The sequence below is a fragment of the secondary endosymbiont of Ctenarytaina eucalypti genome, from assembly GCF_000287335.1.
Classification (GTDB): domain Bacteria; phylum Pseudomonadota; class Gammaproteobacteria; order Enterobacterales; family Enterobacteriaceae.
Window position 1 is genome coordinate 783,294 of record NC_018419.1, and the last position, 20,676, is coordinate 803,969.

General features: G+C 44.6%; 9 protein-coding genes. 5 read left to right on the top strand and 4 right to left on the bottom strand.

All coding sequences use genetic code 11. From position 1 onward, the window contains the following. Positions 1-574: 574 nt before the first annotated feature. The 3 genes from dnaJ to glyA form a co-directional block, all read right to left on the bottom strand. A complete protein-coding gene (dnaJ, locus tag A359_RS02225; RefSeq protein ID WP_014888227.1) occupies positions 575-1,693 on the bottom strand; it encodes a molecular chaperone DnaJ in 1,119 nt (372 codons plus the stop codon). Between the two features lie 116 nt (positions 1,694-1,809). Next, on the bottom strand, positions 1,810-3,720 hold the full coding sequence (gene dnaK, locus A359_RS02230; protein WP_014888228.1) for a molecular chaperone DnaK: 1,911 nt from the start codon (positions 3,718-3,720) through the stop codon (positions 1,810-1,812). Positions 3,721-6,641: 2,921 nt separating this feature from the next. Further along, positions 6,642-7,892 carry a serine hydroxymethyltransferase gene (glyA, locus tag A359_RS02235; RefSeq protein ID WP_014888229.1) on the bottom strand — a complete coding sequence of 417 codons (1,251 nt, stop codon included), beginning with the start codon at positions 7,890-7,892 and terminating at the stop codon, positions 6,642-6,644. Between the two features lie 2,565 nt (positions 7,893-10,457). On the opposite strand from glyA, the gene ribF reads away from it, so the two are divergent. The 4 genes from ribF (at position 10,458) to ispH (ending at position 16,170) form a co-directional block, all read left to right on the top strand. After that, positions 10,458-11,396: a bifunctional riboflavin kinase/FAD synthetase gene (gene ribF, locus A359_RS02245; protein WP_044104530.1), complete on the top strand. Its 939-nt coding sequence runs from the start codon at positions 10,458-10,460 to the stop codon at positions 11,394-11,396. 31 nt (positions 11,397-11,427) lie between these two features. Continuing rightward, complete coding sequence (ileS, locus tag A359_RS02250; RefSeq protein WP_014888232.1) at positions 11,428-14,244, top strand: isoleucine--tRNA ligase; 2,817 nt, start codon at positions 11,428-11,430, stop codon at positions 14,242-14,244. Then, a complete protein-coding gene (gene lspA / locus A359_RS02255) occupies positions 14,244-14,756 on the top strand; it encodes a signal peptidase II (protein ID WP_014888233.1) in 513 nt (170 codons plus the stop codon). Before ileS ends, lspA begins: the two co-directional genes overlap by 1 nt. A 463-nt stretch (positions 14,757-15,219) precedes the next feature. Next, complete coding sequence (gene ispH / locus A359_RS02260) at positions 15,220-16,170, top strand: 4-hydroxy-3-methylbut-2-enyl diphosphate reductase (RefSeq protein WP_014888235.1); 951 nt, start codon at positions 15,220-15,222, stop codon at positions 16,168-16,170. Positions 16,171-17,244: 1,074 nt separating this feature from the next. On the opposite strand, the gene djlA is transcribed toward ispH, so the two are convergent. Then, positions 17,245-18,075: a co-chaperone DjlA gene (djlA, locus tag A359_RS02265; RefSeq protein WP_014888237.1), complete on the bottom strand. Its 831-nt coding sequence runs from the start codon at positions 18,073-18,075 to the stop codon at positions 17,245-17,247. 172 nt (positions 18,076-18,247) lie between these two features. Here djlA and lptD point away from each other — a divergent pair, with 172 nt between their 5' ends. Next, positions 18,248-20,593: an LPS assembly protein LptD gene (gene lptD / locus A359_RS02270; protein ID WP_014888238.1), complete on the top strand. Its 2,346-nt coding sequence runs from the start codon at positions 18,248-18,250 to the stop codon at positions 20,591-20,593. Positions 20,594-20,676 lie beyond the last annotated feature (83 nt).

Below are 20,676 nucleotides of genomic sequence, written 5' to 3' on the forward strand. Positions count from 1 at the left end.
GCGTGATAAAATGAGCAATGCAAGATCAACAAAACCCTTAAGATAAAAGTGTTTTTACTAAAAAATAATGTAATAGAAAACACTTATTCCTTCACTGCTCTTTTGCTATCTTGAGAACACAATCCCACTTAATTCCTGGTGTGTTTATACACACTCTCTTTTATAGAGTATGTGTTGCTTTTTAGACCCACATGACGTAACCTGAATCCCTTGAGTGCCCCTAACACGCGTATAATATACCCACACTCGTCAATAAAGCCGGCCATCCTCATTAAATAATGCCGCTTCTTCACGGACCTCAGCAGAAAAGTACACAGCAGAAAATAAATAAATTGACTGTTATGTATAATGACGATGGTACAAAGCCGCCCCCTATCATCGGCTTAATAGCCCCACGACAATCCCGAACGGCAAAAGCAGGACTTAAAAAAATATACCTGGGAATCTTGTAGGTCAGTATAAGACCAGCGTTGTTGGAATCAAACTTATTCGCCCCCGTTGCGCGAAGACTAAAAAGTGGGGGCGAAGCCTGGGGTCAGGGTAATCCGCGCCTTATTTAGAGACTTGAGGTTGTTCATCGGGTCAAGTCATCAAAAAATTTTTTTACGCCATCGAAAAAACTTTTTGATCTGGGGCTATTTTGAACGCCACTTTGTCCACTAAAACTCTCCTCTAAGTCTCTCAGTAGCTGTTTCTGACGCTCGTTGAGTTTTACGGGCGTCTCTACCGCAACCCGACACAACAAGTCTCCCTTTGATCCACCGCGAACAGATTTTACACCTTTACCAAGAATACGAAATAATTTACCTGTCTGCGTTTCTGGAGGCACTTTAAGCTTAACTCGACCATCGAGCGTTGGGACTTCAATCTCGCCTCCAAGCGCTGCCATTGCAAAGCTGATCGGCACTTCACAGTAAAGATTGTTTTCTTCACGTTCAAAAATAAGATGTTTTCGTACTTGGACTTGTACGTAAAGATCCCCAGCGGTCGTCTCATGCTCACCCGCTTCACCCTCACCCGTTAATCGGATACGGTCTCCAGTATCTACGCCTGCCGGGATCTTTACCAAGAGAGCCTTAGATTTCTCTACACGCCCGTGACCGTGACATTTAGTGCAGGGATCTTTAATGATTTTACCTTGCCCCTGACAAGTAGGGCAGGTCTGCTGGACAGCGAAAAAACCCTGACGTATCTGCACCTGACCCTGTCCATGGCAGGTAGGGCAGGCCATAGGTGACGTGCCCGTCCTAGCACCGGTTCCTTGACAGAAAATACACTCTTCAAGCGTTGGAATTCGAATTTCATGAGTTACCCCACGAACAGCTTCCTCAAGGGATAGTTCCATATTATAGCGTAAATCAGCCCCTCGGCTGGATCGCTGACGCCGGCCGCCGCTAAAGATGTCGCCAAAAACATCCCCAAAAATATCGCTAAAATCCTTGCCGCTTCCGCTGCCCATGCTGCCTCGTTCAAAAGCGGCATGACCATATTGGTCGTAGGCGGCACGCTTTTGCGTATCGGTTAAGACTTCATAGGCTTCTTTTATCTCTTTAAATTTTGCTTCAGCTTCAGCATTGCCTGGGTTGCGATCCGGGTGAAATTTCATCGCTAGGCGTTTATAGGCCTTTTTGATTTTACGCTCTTCCGCATCCCGGGAAACGCCTAAAATCTCATAATAGTCTGATTTCGCCATCGTCGTCTCTTATAACTTGCCCCGAACATGATTACAGGGGCGAAGAAGTGCCTGCACCACCCGTTTTTATTACTGCATGGGGCTCAGGATTGCCACCCCTCACCTCTTTAGGACAATTATTTTTTGTCTTTAATTTCTTCAAACTCAGCATCAACCACATCTTCTTCTGGCTTGATGCAGTGGTCTGTGCCACCTGCGCTCCCTGCCTGAGCATGCTGCTGAGCTGCTGAGAGCAGCTTCCCTGACAGCTGAATCAACCCCTGCATTTTTGCTTCGATATCAGCCTTATCCGTACCTTTCAGCGAGCTTTCTAGATCGTGAAGTGCTTCCTCAATCGCAGCCTTATCGTTTGATGGCAGCGTTCCGCACATATCTTCTAGCTGCTTACGGGTGCTATGCAGTAGATGATCCGCTTGGTTACGGGTTTGTACTAGCTCTTCAAACTTGCGATCAGATTCAGCGTTCGCTTCCGCTTCCTGTACCATCTTTTGAATTTCCTCTTCGTTCAAACCAGAGGAAGCCTTGATAGTAATCTTTTGTTCACGGCCGCTGTTTTTGTCCTTAGCTGAGACATGAAGGATACCATCAGCATCGATATCGAACGTCACTTCAATTTGAGGCTTGCCACGCATCGCGGCAGCAATCCCGTCTAAGTTGAACTGACCTAAGGATTTATTATCACTAGCACGCTTGCGTTCACCCTGAAGAACATGAATGGTGACAGCGGACTGATTGTCTTCCGCAGTCGAAAATACTTGACTATGCTTGGTAGGAATGGTGGTGTTCTTAGAAATCAATGGCGTCATCACACCGCCCATGGTTTCAATACCTAACGACAACGGGGTGACATCCAGCAACAGCACGTCCTTTACGTCTCCTGACAATACGCCGCCCTGCACTGCGGCGCCGATACCTACAGCCTCATCTGGGTTGACGTCTTTACGAGGCTCTTTTCCGAAGAAGTCAGTAACTTTCTTTTGCACTAGAGGCATCCGGGTCTGCCCTCCAACGAGGATAACATCTTTAATGTCCGAAACTGACAATCCCGCATCTTTCAGTGCCACTTCCAGCGGCGCAAGCGTACGATTGACGAGTTCTTCTACTAGAGAAGCGAGCTTCGCTCGGGTGACTTTTAGGTTCATATGCTTCGGGCCGGCGCCATCTGCAGTGATGTACGGTAGATTGACGTCAGTTTGCTGCGCGGAAGACAATTCGATCTTGGCTTTTTCCGCGGCCTCTTTCAGGCGCTGCATCGCTAGAGGATCGTTCCGTAGATCTATGCCTTGCTCTTTCTTGAATGCATCTACTAGATAATTTATCAATCGACTGTCAAAGTCTTCACCACCTAAATGAGTGTCGCCGTTAGTTGAAAGGACCTCAAAAGTTTTTTCTCCATCTACATCGTCGATTTCGATAATGGAGATATCAAACGTCCCGCCCCCGAGATCATACACCGCAATAGTGCGGTTGCCTGTTTCTTTGTCAAGACCATAGGCCAGTGCAGCTGCGGTGGGTTCATTAATGATACGCTTAACATCTAGACCAGCGATCCGACCAGCATCTTTAGTAGCTTGGCGCTGAGTATCGTTAAAATACGCGGGAACAGTAATAACCGCTTCAGTCACCGGCTCTCCTAAATAATCTTCTGCGGTCTTTTTCATCTTCTTAAGAATTTCAGCTGCAATCTGGGGGGGCGCCATTTTCTGTCCTTTGACTTCCAACCATGCGTCACCGTTGTCTGCTTCAATAATCTTGTAAGGCATGATACTGACATCACGCTGTACTTCTTCATCCTTAAAACGACGGCCAATCAGACGCTTAATGGCGAACAATGTATTCTGTGGGTTAGTAACGGACTGACGTTTAGCTGGCTGGCCAACCAGAATTTCATGATCCTGCGTATAGGCAATAATAGAAGGAGTCGTACGATCACCTTCGCTGTTTTCAAGAACGTGAGGTTTTTTCCCTTCGATAATTGCAATGCAGGAGTTGGTCGTGCCTAAGTCGATACCAATGATTTTACCCATCTAAACATCTCCACTAAAAGTTCAATTTAGTTATGGTCGTAAAACTGATATGTGGCCGAAAATAAACTTTTCAAGTTTTGGCTCTTGATTATTTACTGGGTTCAAGAACGTTGGATGCTACAGAGGTTCGGGTCCTTCAATCTTGCATTTAAGGAGGAGCATGGCAGCACATCCTAAGATCTGCCTTCGCAAGTCGGCTATTTTTCCTATCAATTAATGATAGAATTTCTAATATAGAAAAATTTTAGTAAATCTATTGAATAGGTTTGATGAATGCATGATGATGAAATGAAAAATATTAGTAGTGTTTTACATAATCAGTTACTGCCCAGTATACCTGACACATCCCTTGTCAGTGTGAGTCTCTAAGAAATCCTCATAAAATCATCGCTCAAAAAAGTGTTGCTAGCCGCTTGCAGCGCCTCCACATTATCGCTCTCAAGCAACTATCTTGCTCGAAATTGTAAACATGCAATATGCTACTAAACCTAACCGATACTGTAAAGGTGTAGACACTCTCTGACAACGGTATCATAACCTTCACAAAAGTCTTCAGCAGCGCTAAAGGCCGGAAAAAGCTGCAGGATATTTTCCATCCTATTGATCATAAATTTTTCTTTCAATGCAAGAAAGGGAGGGCTAAAAAAGGTTTTTCGCACCCCAAATGAAATCACGACTGATGCATCAAAGACTATAGTCTAAAAAGGGGAATTCTCACGATAACAAAAAAATTACTGCTCCTGCGGTCCTTCAGAAAGCAGTATAAGGGGTATTCAAAACACTTTACAAGGTAAACCTGGAGAACACAGATTTATGGTTTTAGAAACATGTGCAGTAGTTTTCTTTGCAATATACCCTTAACATCAATGCACGTTAGCTCCTTAAAAATCTAGATCGCGAGAAATGTAAAATGTTTTCCTATCATTGATATTCTTCGATGAAGATAATTATCTGTTAGTCTTCTAAACATCAAAGGTTATTGAATGCTATGTGCTAATTGATATCTGTAATTTAACATTATCAGTATAAAACTTCACACAGAAATTCTACACTAGAAACATTATGTTCTTATACTAAAATATCGTAATAGAAAAACTAATTCTTTTAGCTTACTGAGCTGGTATTAAACATTTTTCTGTAAAATGTTTTCATAGATCTACAAAAATCACAGTAAACGTGGTTAAAAATAGTTCATAGTATGATAATATATTTATTATCCTACTTTAAATAAGATAAGCATGGTTTTTTTACGGAAAGCAGATAACTCGCAATAACTTTATTGACTCCGAAAAAGTAGGTGTCTGCTTTAAGCAGATGCAGTTACAGTCTTTTAAATGACTTATATATGAGTTTTTATAAGATCTTATTGCATCGACTTTATTCATCTAGTTAAAGAATAAACATATCCGATCAATACAGCCGCATCACTTGAATGTACGTACCCATATCAACGGTCTTGATTTCAAACTATTTTTAAACACAAAAATGATGAGATGACAAAATAATTGAATAATATATGATGGCTCACGATTATCATCATGTCTGATTTACGACTGAGTAAGTGTCCAGATCACCGATACTTATTACTCGTGTCATGCTGTAGCCGGTTCTAGCCGCGCGCAAGATGTCTCTATATTCGACACTAAATATAGCATTGTGATCGATGCTTCAGAGGAGCACTTTCTCCCTCATGAACAAGCACGACTATATGCTGATCTAATGTCTGTTACGGTGCAGCCCTCCTCAATTAGACTATTGAATAAATTCGTACTTTACTATTCGTCTGTGAATTTTGCTAGTCGCTAAAAGTAGCCATCTCGAATTAATGTTTACTAATAAAGGCTGGCTCCATGATTAACTGCTGCAAAGATCAATCCATTTAGCACATTGACAGGATGCAATCTATTTCAATCTAGAAGAAATTGTCGAAAATAACAGCTTGATGTAATATCTCCCCTCCCAGAGGGGGACATTGTCCCTAAGATTTAAGAAGAACAAACATCTCCTCGGCTCACTGAAATATTTTTATATTTGCCACGCATTATCTAGATTCGCATCCGATTCTAACAACCAGATAATTTAAAACATCACTTAGGGGAAAAGCTATGCTCGATTCTACCTGACCAGTAGGCATAAAACAGTATTCACCTCAGCAAGAAAACACTAAAAAATTTAACAGTCATGAAATAATAACACAGGTAAAGCCCCTAGAGCTTTATTAGTAGTCTAATAACGGGCAGCTACGGTGGGCTTTTAATCGACTGATTCGCAGTTTCTCAAGCCTTCGCAATAAACAATCTTTTAATATCAAAACATTTAGCAATCAATATTTTTCTACCTTTACATGCCGTCCATTGCCAGAAAGGCAATAACAGAAACCTGAAAAGTTAAAATAACAATAGATACAACATATCTTTATCTTTCTACGCGCCAACGCGCTGTAATATTTTTCTCTGGAATAAGGAGTATCGTGTTTTTTTACCAAATAAAATCTCGGACTGCTGTCGTGCATTTCCATGCTAGGTCAATTTAAAGTGGCCCTACAGAAAACGGGGCAAAAACGTATAAAGTAAAGATATAAAACTGTGAACAGATACCATAATTTCTAAAGATCGCTTTTTAATCCGTCAGCAATATGCAGGCAATGTACGCATTTAAAAAACAATTATAGGCATTCTAATGTTTAAATAAAAACCTGCTCTTTACTCGTCACGGATTTTTAGGCCCGAAAGAAAGTAGACTCATGCGTCAGAACATCTCCGATCTAGTTACAACGGTCCTCCGCCAATCACCACGATTATACTCCTTCAGCCCCATGGAGGCAGGGTTAAGGGCACTTTTCCCAACAAAGACCTCTTCTTCCCCACTAGTAGTGATAGCATGAGAGCCCTCGTTTTCTAAAAAAAACTTTCAGTAGGTTGTTAGGCGTAAACAGGATGACGGGCACAGATCTCAAGCACTTTATGTTTAGTTTTTTCAATCACTGTATCGTTATTAATATCTTCGAGTATGTCACAGATCCAGCCCGCTAATTCGCGAACATCAGCCCCGTTAAAACCGCGGCGGGTGACGGCTGGCGTACCGATACGTACTCCGGAGGTAACAAACGCGCTTTGCGGATCGTTCGGGACGCTGTTCTTGTTAACAGTAATATTGGCACGGCCTAGGGCTGAATCTGCCTCTACACCAGTCAAATTTTTATCCACTAAATTTAGCAGAAACAGGTGATTCTCGGTAGAACCAGAAACGACTGTAAAGCCTCGAGATAAAAAGACCTCTACCATAATCTTAGCGTTATTGACCACCTGTTGCTGGTAGGTTTTAAAGGCAGGCTCCATCGCTTCTTTTAACGCAACCGCCTTAGCAGCGATCACATGCATTAATGGGCCGCCCTGCGCTCCGGGGAATACGGCGGAGTTCAGCTTTTTATATAGCGCTTCACTTCCCCCCTTTGCCAAGATCAACCCGCCCCGGGGGCCGGCCAGAGTCTTGTGAGTCGTAGTGCTCACTACGTGAGCGTAGGGCACTGGGCTCGGGTACACATCGGCGGCGATAAGACCGGCCACGTGAGCCATATCTACAAAGAGATACGCGCCAATGCTGTTGGCGATTTTCCGCATTTTTGGCCAATCTACTACGCAAGCATAAGCAGAGAAACCGCCGATAATCATTTTTGGCTGATGCGTAGTCGCCAGTTCTTCTAGCTGCTTATAATCGATATGCCCATGCCTATTAATACCGTAAGGCACAATATTATATAATTTTCCAGAGAAGTTGACCGGAGAACCGTGGGTCAAATGACCACCGTGTGATAAATTCATGCCCAGCACAGTATCGCCCGGCTGAAGCAAGGCAGTATAAACGGCAAAATTGGCTTGTGATCCTGAATGAGGCTGAACATTTGCATAATCGGCACCAAAAAGCAGCTTTGCGCGCTCGATAGCAAGACGCTCTACTACATCGACATATTTACATCCGCCGTAGTAACGTTTTCCAGGATAACCTTCAGCATATTTATTAGTTAACTGTGAGCCCTGTGCCCGCATAACGTGTTGGCTAGCATAATTTTCAGAAGCAATGAGTTCAATGTGCTCTTCCTGGCGCACTACTTCCTGATTGATTGCCTGCCATAATTCGGTGTCATCCATAATATTTATATCACGCGTTAACATCTCTTACTCCTAACTCTTAGCGAACCTACTTAAAAAAATTGAAATTAAGGCAGAATAAGCGGGTGCCGGTGTAATCTTTCTTCCCTCATTGCTCTAATAATAGCATCTGTCGCTGATTTTTATGAACCTAATACCCGCCCCGTATATAGCTTTTGTCCCCGCTTAATAGGCTACATTTAGCAATCTTAGCATCCCGATAGTGGGAAATGTATGCGCAGGTTCGGAAGACCTAAACTGAAAAATACTGCAGGCCGCAGGCAGCTCGCCTTAAATAAATGAACTCTTCTTGATTCGTGCAGATAATCACCTATACAGGTGCAAACTTACAGAAAAACGCCCCATCACCAATCTTTCTGGGTTACGTGATCTGTCTTCATGCTATTGACCGCTGATATCATTCAGCTTCATTAGTGTACTATAGCTTAAATCAATAAATTGAACATTTGATAATGACTGCTCATCTCAGTAGGGTGCCTACAAGGCCTAACCTCTATCACAAAAGATAACCTTTAAAAGTAACAACTAAAGACAATTAAAAATAAGCGATGCAAGCAACAGGGTGCACTTATAGAATATATAGTGCACTCCCCCATGGGGCGTATGTGGCTCCATGGAGAAGATATTCTAAAGCATCTCATTAGCGGAAATGACAAGCGTAACTCTAGGGATGCTGTGTCTTTACGATACAAACAGCGGAAGGATGCCTCACCAGCGCATGCCAGTAAGCGTTTAAATTATTATTCACCGGCTTTCCTGCTTACGTATTATAGTCGCACCTGCTTAAAACTACCGACTAGTATTATTCACCATACAACAACTATTCCGGGCGGTCTGCACAATTCAAACCTGCTATTGCTCCTAAGGCATCATTACCGCTAATTAAAAATTGATTTTTAATTGAATTATTGCATTCATACTAGACGATGTGCGATATTATCGCCCTTTGGGCAAGAAGAAGCGGCGTTATGATAATACTCAGTAGAGCGTTATGACATGCCGGTGTTTTGTCAGCGCTCTTAATTCAACGTGGATCCACTTTTCCAGTGCGTAAACTTGGTCTTCTCCTTCAGAACTTATTAATTAGTAAACTACTCTGTAATGCATTAGCAAAAAGCAGTCCCTGTGCCATGCCTTCCAACGCCTGATGGCATTTACAACACCACGAACTACATTGCTCGACATCATGCTTCTAAAGGAGATATTTTGTTTCAAAAAAAAACTTCAAGGTCGCGTCAGTTAATTACACAATGGGTAATTTCACCGTATTTTAACGTCTTAATAATGCTATGATATATTTTTTGTTTTAAAAACAAAGAATTAGCCTATCCTATTACTGATAGTGCTATAAGTTTTAACATTGATACAATACGTATCTTTAACGGCCGTAGTGAAGCGCAAAGAAGCGCAACATCATCTACCTTGCGCTGAACACTCCATCTAATTAAAAAATAAATTTCTTACGTTATCTAAGAGGAATGTTTTCTGTACGATTCAGCAATAGCATAATTATTTCTTCATGCTGCTAGAGAACAACTTGCTCTTATAACATTATTATCAGTCAATCAGTGGGTAACTTAAAACTTTTGAGTGACCGTGAGAGAACGTTATGAAATAAGATAATGATGAACAGAGTTAATTCGCACCAAAATTTTTATTTTTGCAACAACCTCTGCTTGCACTTGAGGTTTAACATCATAAGTTTACATGAAGGACGGCAATCGTTTCACTGAAACTGCAGCATCACCTGTCTGTATTCTAAAACACTTTATAAATAGACAATACTTCGCTTGCGCACGAGAGACAGGTTATTTTCTCAGGCAGGAGGCCCCACTACACAGCTATATTAAAACAGGTATTTAGAGTTTTACTGCAGTCTCTGTAAAGCTTTGTTGCGTTGATGTGTAAACGCACAACTCTTCTGCTATGATTTCCAGGTATTTTTTTGCGCAGTAATCGACAAAAGACAATTAATACCAGCCAATATCTCTTTCACAGAAGAGACTTGAGCCCTCGTGAGTTCAGTCAAATAATTGATCTTCGCAACGTAAGATTGACTCTTAGATGAGAGAGTTAAAAACCTGAACCCGCCAAGGTTTGGTGTGCAATATTACACTAGATCCTGCTATGGAGAGCAACTACGCGCTCCTAAATCTACTTCTACGTGGGGGTAAAATCATCTCTAGAAAAAGAAACACCGGACGCATTCTTTTTTCTCACTTCCTGCACCGATTTTATTCCTTATTCCTATTTAAAATACTTTCTGAATAATTAGCGTAGGATGCGGGATAGAAATAATGATGAACGGGTAGGTAGGACGATAAAAAATAAAATGCCTCATCTTATTATTGTTCTGTTAGGGGTCTTGCAGACCCCGAAGGACATAGCTATAACCAGCCTTAATAGTCTTCCCGCGTTAGACATTCTCCTTAATGCAATCAAAACGTTTTTTGGTCATTATCAGCCAAAAGAATGGTTTTTCTGAAAAATTCAAATTGCAGGTTACCCTTAGCCATAGCAAAAGGTATAATGCGTTGATTTCCACTGTTTTAGGTGTCTTAAGCTGCTATGGAGCTGATTTGCGGCATGCATAATTTACAGCCACGTCACTATGGGTGCGTCTTGTCCATCGGAAATTTTGACGGATTTCACCGTGGACACCAGGCTCTTATAGCAGCCTTGCAAACTGAGGGACGACGGCGCAGTCTTCCGGTAATGGTCATGATATTTGAGCCTCAGCCGCAAGAATATTTCGCGGGTGATACAGCACCAGCACGCTTGACCCGGTTGAGAGATAAAATAAAATATCTATCAGCTGCAGGCGTAGAAGTAGTGATATGCGTCACTTTTGACAAAAGGTTTTCAGCACTCAGCGCCAGCGCATTTGTCACGGATGTGCTGGTAAAAAAAATGGGCGTAAGCTTTATAGGCGTCGGTGACGACTTTCGTTTTGGCGCTCGGCAGCAGGGCGACTACGCCATGCTTCAGCGGCTGGGAAAAGCTACTGGATTTGAAGTAATGAGCACTATAACCTACACTGAAGGTGGACGTCGCATTAGCAGCACTGCTGTACGGGAGGCGCTCGCACAGGATCGTCTTGTAGAAGCGGAAATGCTTCTGGGGCATCCCTATCGACTTTCCGGCCGTGTAGTGCATGGAGACGCTCTGGGTCGAACTATCGGATTCCCGACCGCTAACGTATCACTAAAAGGGCGCCAGGCGCCAATAAATGGCTTGTATGCGGTACGGGTCTACGGTATCAGCGCTAAGCCGCTGCCTGGCATTGCTAATATCGGCACCTGCCCTACGGTAGCTGGTTTACGCCAACGCCTAGAAGTACATTTGTTGGATGTGGCCATGAATCTATACGGTAGGCATATAGAGGTTATAATCCACGAAAAAGTACGCAATGAAAAGCGCTTTGCTTCTTTAGACGACTTGAAGCGACAAATTATTAATGATGTCGTGAGCGCGCGCGATTATTTCAGGCTGGTAAGCCTTCAATAATTCTCAAACCGAAAACGGAACCGAGAATCGAATGACTGATTACAAAAATACACTGAATTTGCCTAAAACAGACTTTCCCATGCGTGGGGATTTATCCAAGCGTGAGCCTATCATGCTGCAACGCTGGTATGAACAAGATCTATACGGGATTATGCGTCAGGCTAAGAAAGGCAAGAAAATGTTTATTCTCCATGACGGACCTCCTTATGCTAATGGCAGCATTCATATCGGACACTCAGTTAATAAAATCCTTAAAGATATTATCTTAAAATCCAAAGGAATGATGGGGTATGATACGCCTTATATTCCTGGCTGGGATTGTCACGGCCTGCCGATTGAAATTCAAGTAGAACAACTAATCGGAAAGCCGGGCGAAAAAGTTAGCTCCTCGGAATTCCGGATCGCCTGCCGTCATTATGCAGCCGCGCAGGTAACAAGACAAAAAAAAGATTTCATGCGGCTTGGCGTGCTTTTTGATTCGGCACATCCTTACCTCACCATGCACTTTAGTACAGAGGCGAACATTATTCGTACTCTTGGGCAGATCATCGCCAAAGGCCATCTGTATAAAGGCGCTAAGCCTGTTCATTGGTGCATCGATTGCCGCTCTGCCTTGGCAGAGGCTGAGGTTGAGTATTATGACCGAACTTCGCCATCTATTGATGTGGCTTTCTCGGCGAAAGACGCCAGCGCGGTGGCCATTAAGTTCGGCGTTTCTAATTTTACGGCCCAAGTTTCACTGGTGATCTGGACTACCACCCCCTGGACACTTCCGGCTAATCGTGCTATCGCCGTCCACCCCAATTTTGACTATCAATTAGTCAAATGTAACGGGCAAGGTTATATTATGGCCACGGCTCTGGTAGAAAGCGTTATGTCGCGCATAGGCATTACGGACTGGACGCTGTTAGGTAGTGCCAAAGGCCGATCGCTTGAGCTACTACGATTCCGCCATCCGTTCACGGGCTGCGATTTGCCGATCACTCTAGGCCATCACGTAACACTGGGCCAGGGCACCGGAGCAGTACACATCGCCCCTGTCCATGGCCCCGATGACTATGTCGTCGGGCAACAATACAGCCTGGAGTGCTCCAATCCCGTAGGCCCTGACGGCTGTTATCTTCCTGGAACTCTTCCGCTGCTGGATGGTTTGCCAGTGTTAAAAGCTAATGACGTGGTGATAGGCCTACTCCGCGACAGCGGCACTCTGCTTCACGTGGATCAACGGCGGCACAGCTATCCACACTGCTGGCGCCACAAAACGCCAATTATCTTTCGTGCCACCCCGCAGTGGTTCCTCAGTATGGATCAACGCGACCTTCGTCAACAATCGCTTGAAAACATCAAGGATGTCGAATGGATTCCCCAATGGAACGAAGCGCACATTAAAACCATGGTTGAACACCGTCAAGACTGGTGTATTTCACGGCAGCGCGCCTGGGGTGTGCCAATGGCTTTATTCATACATAACAAGACTGAAGCGCTTCATCCTCGCACAGTAGAGCTGATGGAAACAGTGGCGAAGCGGGTTGAGAAAGACGGTATTGAGGCCTGGTGGAATTTAGATCCATCCGAGATTTTAGGCGAGGATGCCGCTCATTATCACAAAGTACAAGATACCCTTGACGTTTGGTTTGACTCTGGATCCACCCATGCCTCTGTGGTAGCGGTCCGGCCGGAATTTAGAAGCCATGTGCCCGACATGTACCTAGAAGGGTCTGATCAGCATCGCGGCTGGTTCATGTCATCGCTGATAATATCTACCGCCATCTACGACACAGCACCTTATCGTCAGGTGCTCACCCATGGTTTTACCGTCGACGAACATGGCCGGAAAATGTCTAAATCGGCGGGTAATGTGGTCAGTCCGCAGCAAATTACAGATCAGCTAGGCGCAGACATCCTTCGTCTCTGGGTCGCCTCTACCGACTACACCGGCGAGATAGCGGTGTCCGATAAGATTCTCGCGCGGTCTAGCGACGCCTATCGCCGGATCCGCAATACTGCACGTTTTCTTCTGGCTAATCTCAACGGCTTTAATCCGGTGCGCGATACGGTTAGCCCTGAGAAGATGGTAGCTCTAGATCTGTGGGCGGTAAGCCGAGCGCTAGCAGCGCAATCTTCGATTATCTCAGCTTACGAACGCTATGATTTTCATAATGCCCTACAACGCACGATGCAGTTTTGCTCGATCGAAATGGGTTCTTTTTACCTGGAAATAATCAAAGACCGGCAGTACACAACTAAAGCAGACAGTATCGCCCGCCGAAGCTGCCAGACAGCTCTGTATCATATTATTGAAGCCTTAGTGCGCTGGATCGCGCCCATTATTTCCTTTACCGCTGATGAAATCTGGGGCTTCATTCCTGGAGAACGTTCGCAATATGTCTTTACGGAAGAGTGGTATGACGGCCTGTTCGGACTCACCGCTCCACAGTTAATGGATGATGCTTATTGGCAAACTTTGCTTCAGGTGCGTAGCGAAACCAATAAGGTGATCGAGCAGGCACGCGTAGACAAGCGTATTGGAGGTTCACTAGAGGCCTCCGTCACGCTCTATGCAGTACCGGTTCTTGCCGCTTCACTACGCGAATTAGGGGATGAGCTTCACTTCGCGCTACTAACCTCAAGAGCCGTTGTTGCGAATTATGGTGATGCAAGCGATGACGCGGTGCAGTCTTCGGGGATAAAGGGGTTAAGAATTGCGTTGGCAAAAGCCGATGGGGAGAAATGCCCCCGCTGCTGGCATTATGAAATGAATATCAGCCAGCATGCCAATCATCCTGAGATTTGCAGTCGCTGCCTCACGAATGTAGTCGGCTTAGGAGAAGGACGTAAGTTTGTCTAATGCATAAAAAAATAATGTCTACGGGCCTATGCTGGCTTTGGCTAGCGCTAACGGTAATAGCATTGGATCGCGCTAGCAAACAGTGGATCGTACAGAATTTCTGGCTTGGTAAGTCGGTACCAGTTCTACCATTTCTTAATTTTACCTATACTCAGAATCCGGGCGCCGCCTTTAGTTTTCTGGCAGACAAGGGCGGATGGTCCCGCTTCGCGTTCTCCGGCATCGCAATAATCATAACAATGATACTGCTGATCATAATGTATCATTTGGATACGCGCGACCGGCTTTCGAAAGCAGCCTACGCGATGATGATTGGTGGAGCCCTGGGTAACGTATATGACCGAATAGTACATGGTGTGGTGATCGACTTTATTGATGTCTATTTAGGTCATTGGCACTGGCCGACTTTCAACTTAGCGGATATAGGAATTTTTATTGGCGCTGTACTCATTGTACGAGAAGACTGTTTCTGCACCACCGCAAGACAATTACTAAATAGAAAGATGAAGTAATGCCTCATGACCCATCAACTAAACAGTAACGTATGGGTGAATTTTAATCTTTGGCAGGCTAAGCTAAGCCCTGTCAGCCTCATGCGACTCAGCACAGAACAAGCGGTTATTTTCTAGTTAGGAGAAACGCTAAACTATACGCTACATTGAAGAAAAATCTACGCGGCTAGGGTCAGGAGACACGCCGGTCATTTCCCTAAAACTAAAGGTAGTATTCAGTTTAATTAATCCTCAAGCTCATTGAGCTTTATTCGCGATGCAATTTTGCTGCGACCGGAAAGCAGTCGTAGGGGGTAACAGCGCCTTATTTAGCAGAATCAACAACGTTAGAGGAATTCTAGGGAAACGTGATGACGTTTATCAAACCTCTACGACGGCTGATTACAACAAGGCAATCTCCGGTCGAGTAGTCTAGTGTGATATTGAGGTGCTGGAGATTATAAACTGCAACTGGAGGCGAAAGATGCGTATACTGTTGGCTAATCCGCGCGGATTTTGCGCGGGTGTTGACCGAGCAATTAGCATAGTTGAGCGCGCGCTAGAAATATACGGTGCGCCAATTTATGTTCGCCATGAAGTGGTACATAATCGTTATGTAGTCGATACGTTACGTCAACAAGGGGCAATTTTCATTGAGGACATCGCTACAGTACCCCATAACTCGATTCTGATTTTCTCTGCCCACGGTGTTTCCCAAGCCGTACGAGCAGAGGCGCGCCAACGCACCTTGACGCTGTTCGACGCCACCTGCCCGCTCGTAACCAAAGTACATATGGAAGTTGCCCGAGCCAGCCGTAAAGGGATTGAAGCCATTCTAATTGGGCATGCCGGTCATCCTGAGGTAGAGGGGACTATGGGTCAATACAACAACCCCGATAGCGGCATGTATCTGGTAGAATCACCGGACGATGTGTGGCAGTTGCAAGTTAAAAACATCGATAATCTGTGTTTTATGACCCAAACGACGCTCTCGGTAGAGAGTACTTCCGACATCATTCAAGCACTGCGTGAACGGTTTCCGTCTATTATTGGGCCGCGTAAAGAAGACATTTGCTACGCTACCACCAACCGCCAGAGAGCCGTACGCTCTCTGGCGGTTGGTGCAGATGTAGTGCTAGTAGTAGGATCAAAAAACTCCTCTAACTCTAATCGCCTGGCAGAACTGGCGCAGAGGGTTGGCACGCCAGCCTATCTCATTGACAGGGCCAGCAACATTCAGGAAAACTGGCTGCGCGGAAAGCGGGTTATTGGCGTTACCGCTGGCGCCTCGGCACCGAATATACTAGTAGAGCAAGTCATCAAACATCTGCGCTCGCTGGGCGCTGAAGACGAAAGAGAGCTCGTGGGCTGTGAAGAGAACATTCTTTTTGAAGTGCCCAAGGCTCTTCGTTCTGAGGTCAAGATACTAAAATAGTTGAGTTCATCAATCATGCTTTTTCTTAGACTTGAATTTCTAATTACAGCAGGAAGACCGAGCTACATGACAAGTCGAGGCAGGTATTGCTACACGTGTCATCAGCACTGTACCTCTCTTCCCTTGCTAGACATCCCCGTCACACCTCACGGCCTTTATGAGCCAGAGGCACGTGGAGTGCCACCTTGCTGGCTGGCTTAGTACATTAATAGATTAGATTTCTTATGGTCAGCGGGATGACTGCACATCTCTCTCGGAACTTAATTGAATAAATTAAAGTTTGTGAGCAATAAATTGTTACGAAAACCATGCTTACTCCAGCCGAAGAGGGATAACTAACAGGCATCATCGGATTCAGCAACTTTAATCATTAGCATACTTTCATCTACCCGTGCATCAGCGTCACATAAAACTAATTTTTATACACTGAAGTGAGTCAGTATCAACCCGTGAATGCCGATAATGACCGACTTTTTGCTCTAAATGTTGTTACGTTACTGCCGCCGCTCAGTTTCTAAACCTCAAACGTGTGTTACGCCTTTTTAGCGTCGTCTCACAAATACTACGCCCGCCTTGATGACTCTAAATAGGTTATCATCTACAGATGCCAACCAGTAGTGTCCTGGTCATGTTCAATGAACACATCCGCGTAGCCGAAGTCTTCTTGTACACTCTTGTTTTCCCCGAAAGCTCGTCCTATAAAAGCTGTATACGCACAGCTAATGAGAGTCCACTCGTTGGCTGCGTCAACTGATCACTAGCTGATCGCATCAGAGAGCAGTGAAGCAAGATGCAGCTCCTTTTAATCAGGCCAGCGTCGGCGATGAATGTGTAATCTCAGGGTATCGTGTAAAGACTATGAACCTATAACCTAACCGCCCTGGCAATAATGCATCCTCATCAGGCGCTCACTAATATATTGCTATTTCGAAGGGTGTTGCTAAACCGTATTTTCTCTCTTTCAACATCGAAAACTGCATTCTGATCTCCGAGCACTTGACTGTTATTCAGCGCTCGTTACTCGTTCTTAAACGACCTGCGCTCAGTACATTAATTCTGTAAAATCTGTGTGGCTTAGCGGAAGTTTTTTTCCTTCTTCAAGAAATTATAGGCCCGCTGGATTGCTTGGGCTTTTTGTGTCGCCATTTCCATCATTGCCGGCGGCAGGCCTTTCGCGACCAGCTTATCGGGATGATACTCGCTCATTAGCTTGCGATAGGCGCGCTTAATTGTAGGCCCATCGTTTTGAACACTAACACCAAGGACTTTACAGGCAGCTGACAGGGTTAGCATCGGCGCCTGTCCCGGTTGACGGTAGCTGCTATGATTAGTCTGATTCTGCGAGCTGAACTTCGCCGTGCCCTCCATCATGCTCAGGCATAGATCAAGATGGTTACGGCTTATACCTAGCTCTTCAGCGATCACGTACAGAACCTGCCGTTCCTTAGGGTGAAGCCAACCATCTGCGAAGGCCGCCTGAATTTGGATTTCTAGAAACATGCGCACAAGATCGCAGCATCCATAACAGACCTGTCGAAACTCGGTCAAGCAGCTCCGTAACGGGAAAGCTCTATCTTTCCCTTCTCGAAAAGCCTTATGCGCGTTGCTTTTCAGCGCATCACTCAGTTGCATCCTGGTCATGAGCCTATTGGCGTTCACGATGTCAACTTCGGTAACCCGCCCTTTAGACTTCGTTAAATGACCCATTACCTGGAAAGTAGTTCGAAAAAAAATCTTTTGCCGAGTTTGTTGATCAGAAAAAGAGCCAGCACCTATCACACGCGATTTTCGCGCTTTCCCCACATCTACTATATGGCCAAGCAATAAACCTAGTAAGATTGTCCAGACGCCACCACCTGACAAGATGGCTATAATCACTCCTAATAACTTACCCCAATAAAGCATATACTCCTCAATTTATAATCTCGTCATTACATACTTTGCTGTATCATACCGATCATTAAACACGAAGCCTAACTTCACTAGGCAAAACAGCGATAGAACAGGATTCATCGCTGACGTAACGCTTATAAGTGATATAGTCGCTAGCTGTTTACTGGGGTAAGCTAGGCTAGAGATGACGGCACATTTTAATAACCCTTATAAAAAATATTTACCTACAGTGCTAGCAAGCCTTATGTGGCTGGCTTTTAATAGCCAGAAAGCACTAGCCAATCTAGGCGATGAATGTTTTTCAGGCGTAACAGCTTATGCTAAAACTTTTATTAATGATAATCCCGAGATACTACCAGTGCATATACAGGCTGATAAAGCTGCATCGCATGATCCAGCACATGCTTTATTTAGCGGAAACGTAAACATTGAGCAGGGTAATAACACACTAACGGCCGATAAAGTAGAGCTTATACAGCGACAGGAAAGCAATCAGACGCCGGTATGTATCTTGACCGCCACTGGTAATGTTCATTACGCGAACAATGAGATCAAGCTGCAGGGAGACAAGGCGTGGTCAAATCTCAACACTAAGGATACTAACGTCTATCACGGTAATTACCAATTAGTAGGAAGGCAGGGCCGTGGCGCGGCTGACACGATAAAACAACGGGGCAATAACCGCTACACAGTCTTAAAAAATGGCAATTTTACCTCTTGTATGCTGGGGGATGACAGCTGGATCGTGAGTGGATCGGAGGTGATTCATGACCGTGAAGAGCAAGTCGCTGAGATTTGGAATGCACGCTTTACTATCGGCAAGGTGCCGGTATTCTACAGCCCGTATTTACAAATGCCGGTTAGTGGACAGCGCTGTTCCGGGTTGCTGATCCCCAATGCTAAATATGGCAGCAATAATGGCTTTGCGTTTTACACACCTTACTATTTAGCGCTAGCACCGAATTACGATACTACCATCACTCCGAACTACATGAGTAGAGGACGCACCCAGATCCAGACTGAGTGCCGTTATATAACTACCCGAGGCGAGGGTCTAGTAGAGCTTGACTGGCTACCCAAGGATCAGGCGTACAGCTCCGCGCATACTAACACCAAGGAAAGTGACCGCTGTATGGTCTATTGGTATCATGACAGCGTCATGAATCAGGTCTGGCGTTTCAATGTTGACTACACAAAAGTCAGTGACTCGAACTATTTCGACGATCTGGATGCTAAGTATGGCCCCATCGCCGGCTACGCCCCACAAAAATTCAGCATAAGCTACACTAATAAACACTGGGACTCTATTTTATCACACAAGCAGTTCCAAGTTTTTGATAAAAATATCAGCGCCGGTTATCGTACCGAGCCTCAGTTCGCATTGATCTACTATAAAAACAACATAGGTCCATTGAACCTCAAGGTCATTAGCCAGGCAGGCACCTTTGTTAAGGTTAGAAATGACCATCCCGCAACCACGAGATTGCATATTGAGCCTACCCTAAATCTCCCGCTGACTAATATCTGGGGGCATCTCAATACCGAAGCAAAACTAATGGCCACCTATTATCAACAGGATAATAGCTATTATTACAAAAATAATACCATTCCTAATCATCACCGAAAAAGGTCAGTCAAGCGGTTTGTACCGCAGTTTAAAACCGGCGGAAAAATGGTGTTCGAACGTGATATAACTTCCGCGCCAAATTACACACAGACGCTAGCAACGCGGCTACAATACCTGTATGTGCCTTATCGAAACCAGGAAAATATTAATGTCTTCGACTCCATGATGCTACAAACCTCTGACTACTCTAGCCTGTTCCGCGAACGTATCTATAGTGGTCTTGACCGTATTGCATCTGTTAACCAATTAGTTGGCGGCTTGACTACGCAAATTTATAAAGATCAATGCATAGAACGATTTAACGCCTCGCTAGGTCAAATCTACTACTTCTCACGGCCCCGCACCGAGGATATCAACAACACCTTCAATAATTATGCTAATATAGGAAAAGTAGTTTGGGCCGGAGATGCTTACTGGCAGCTCAGCAATCAGTTGCGGGTACGTGGCGGTCTACAGTATAACTCCCGAATCAATAGCATTTCGCACGGAGATGCAGTGCTGCAGTACCGATTTGACGAGAATAATATTCTACAGCTAAACTACCGTTACACAAGTCCGAAATATACGGATCAAATACTTACCAACATTAGCCACCCCAAGTATCGCAAGGGCTTATCACAGATGAGAGTCACTGGAAGTTGGCCGCTGATTCACCGCTGGTCGCTTGTCGGTGTTTATTGTTACGATACTAAGTCTAACCAAACGGCGGATCAATGTATCAGTTTAAGATACAACACCTGCTGCTGGGCGATTAATCTAGGCTATGAACGGAAGATTACCGGCTTGAATAATACTGAAAGTTCTAGCCAGTACGAAAACAAAGTATCATTTAATATTGAACTACGCGGATTGAATAGTAATTCAAGCCGGGATACATACAGCATGCTTACATCGAGCACCTAACCATATTACGCGGGTTTGTGATGCGGCATGCTCGAAGAGACGCATTAAACATAATCAGCATATACCACTGATATATATGGGAC

Bases quoted from the DNA above. Each gene is read 5' to 3' on its own strand.
- dnaJ (WP_014888227.1), bottom strand. From the start codon at position 1,693: ATGGCGAAATCAGACTATTATGAGATTTTAGGCGTTTCCCGGGATGCG.
- dnaK (WP_014888228.1), bottom strand. From the start codon at position 3,720: ATGGGTAAAATCATTGGTATCGACTTAGGCACGACCAACTCCTGCATT.
- glyA (WP_014888229.1), bottom strand. From the start codon at position 7,892: ATGTTAACGCGTGATATAAATATTATGGATGACACCGAATTATGGCAG.
- ribF (WP_044104530.1), top strand. From the start codon at position 10,458: ATGGAGCTGATTTGCGGCATGCATAATTTACAGCCACGTCACTATGGG.
- ileS (WP_014888232.1), top strand. From the start codon at position 11,428: ATGACTGATTACAAAAATACACTGAATTTGCCTAAAACAGACTTTCCC.
- lspA (WP_014888233.1), top strand. From the start codon at position 14,244: ATGCATAAAAAAATAATGTCTACGGGCCTATGCTGGCTTTGGCTAGCG.
- ispH (WP_014888235.1), top strand. From the start codon at position 15,220: ATGCGTATACTGTTGGCTAATCCGCGCGGATTTTGCGCGGGTGTTGAC.
- djlA (WP_014888237.1), bottom strand. From the start codon at position 18,075: ATGCTTTATTGGGGTAAGTTATTAGGAGTGATTATAGCCATCTTGTCA.
- lptD (WP_014888238.1), top strand. From the start codon at position 18,248: ATGACGGCACATTTTAATAACCCTTATAAAAAATATTTACCTACAGTG.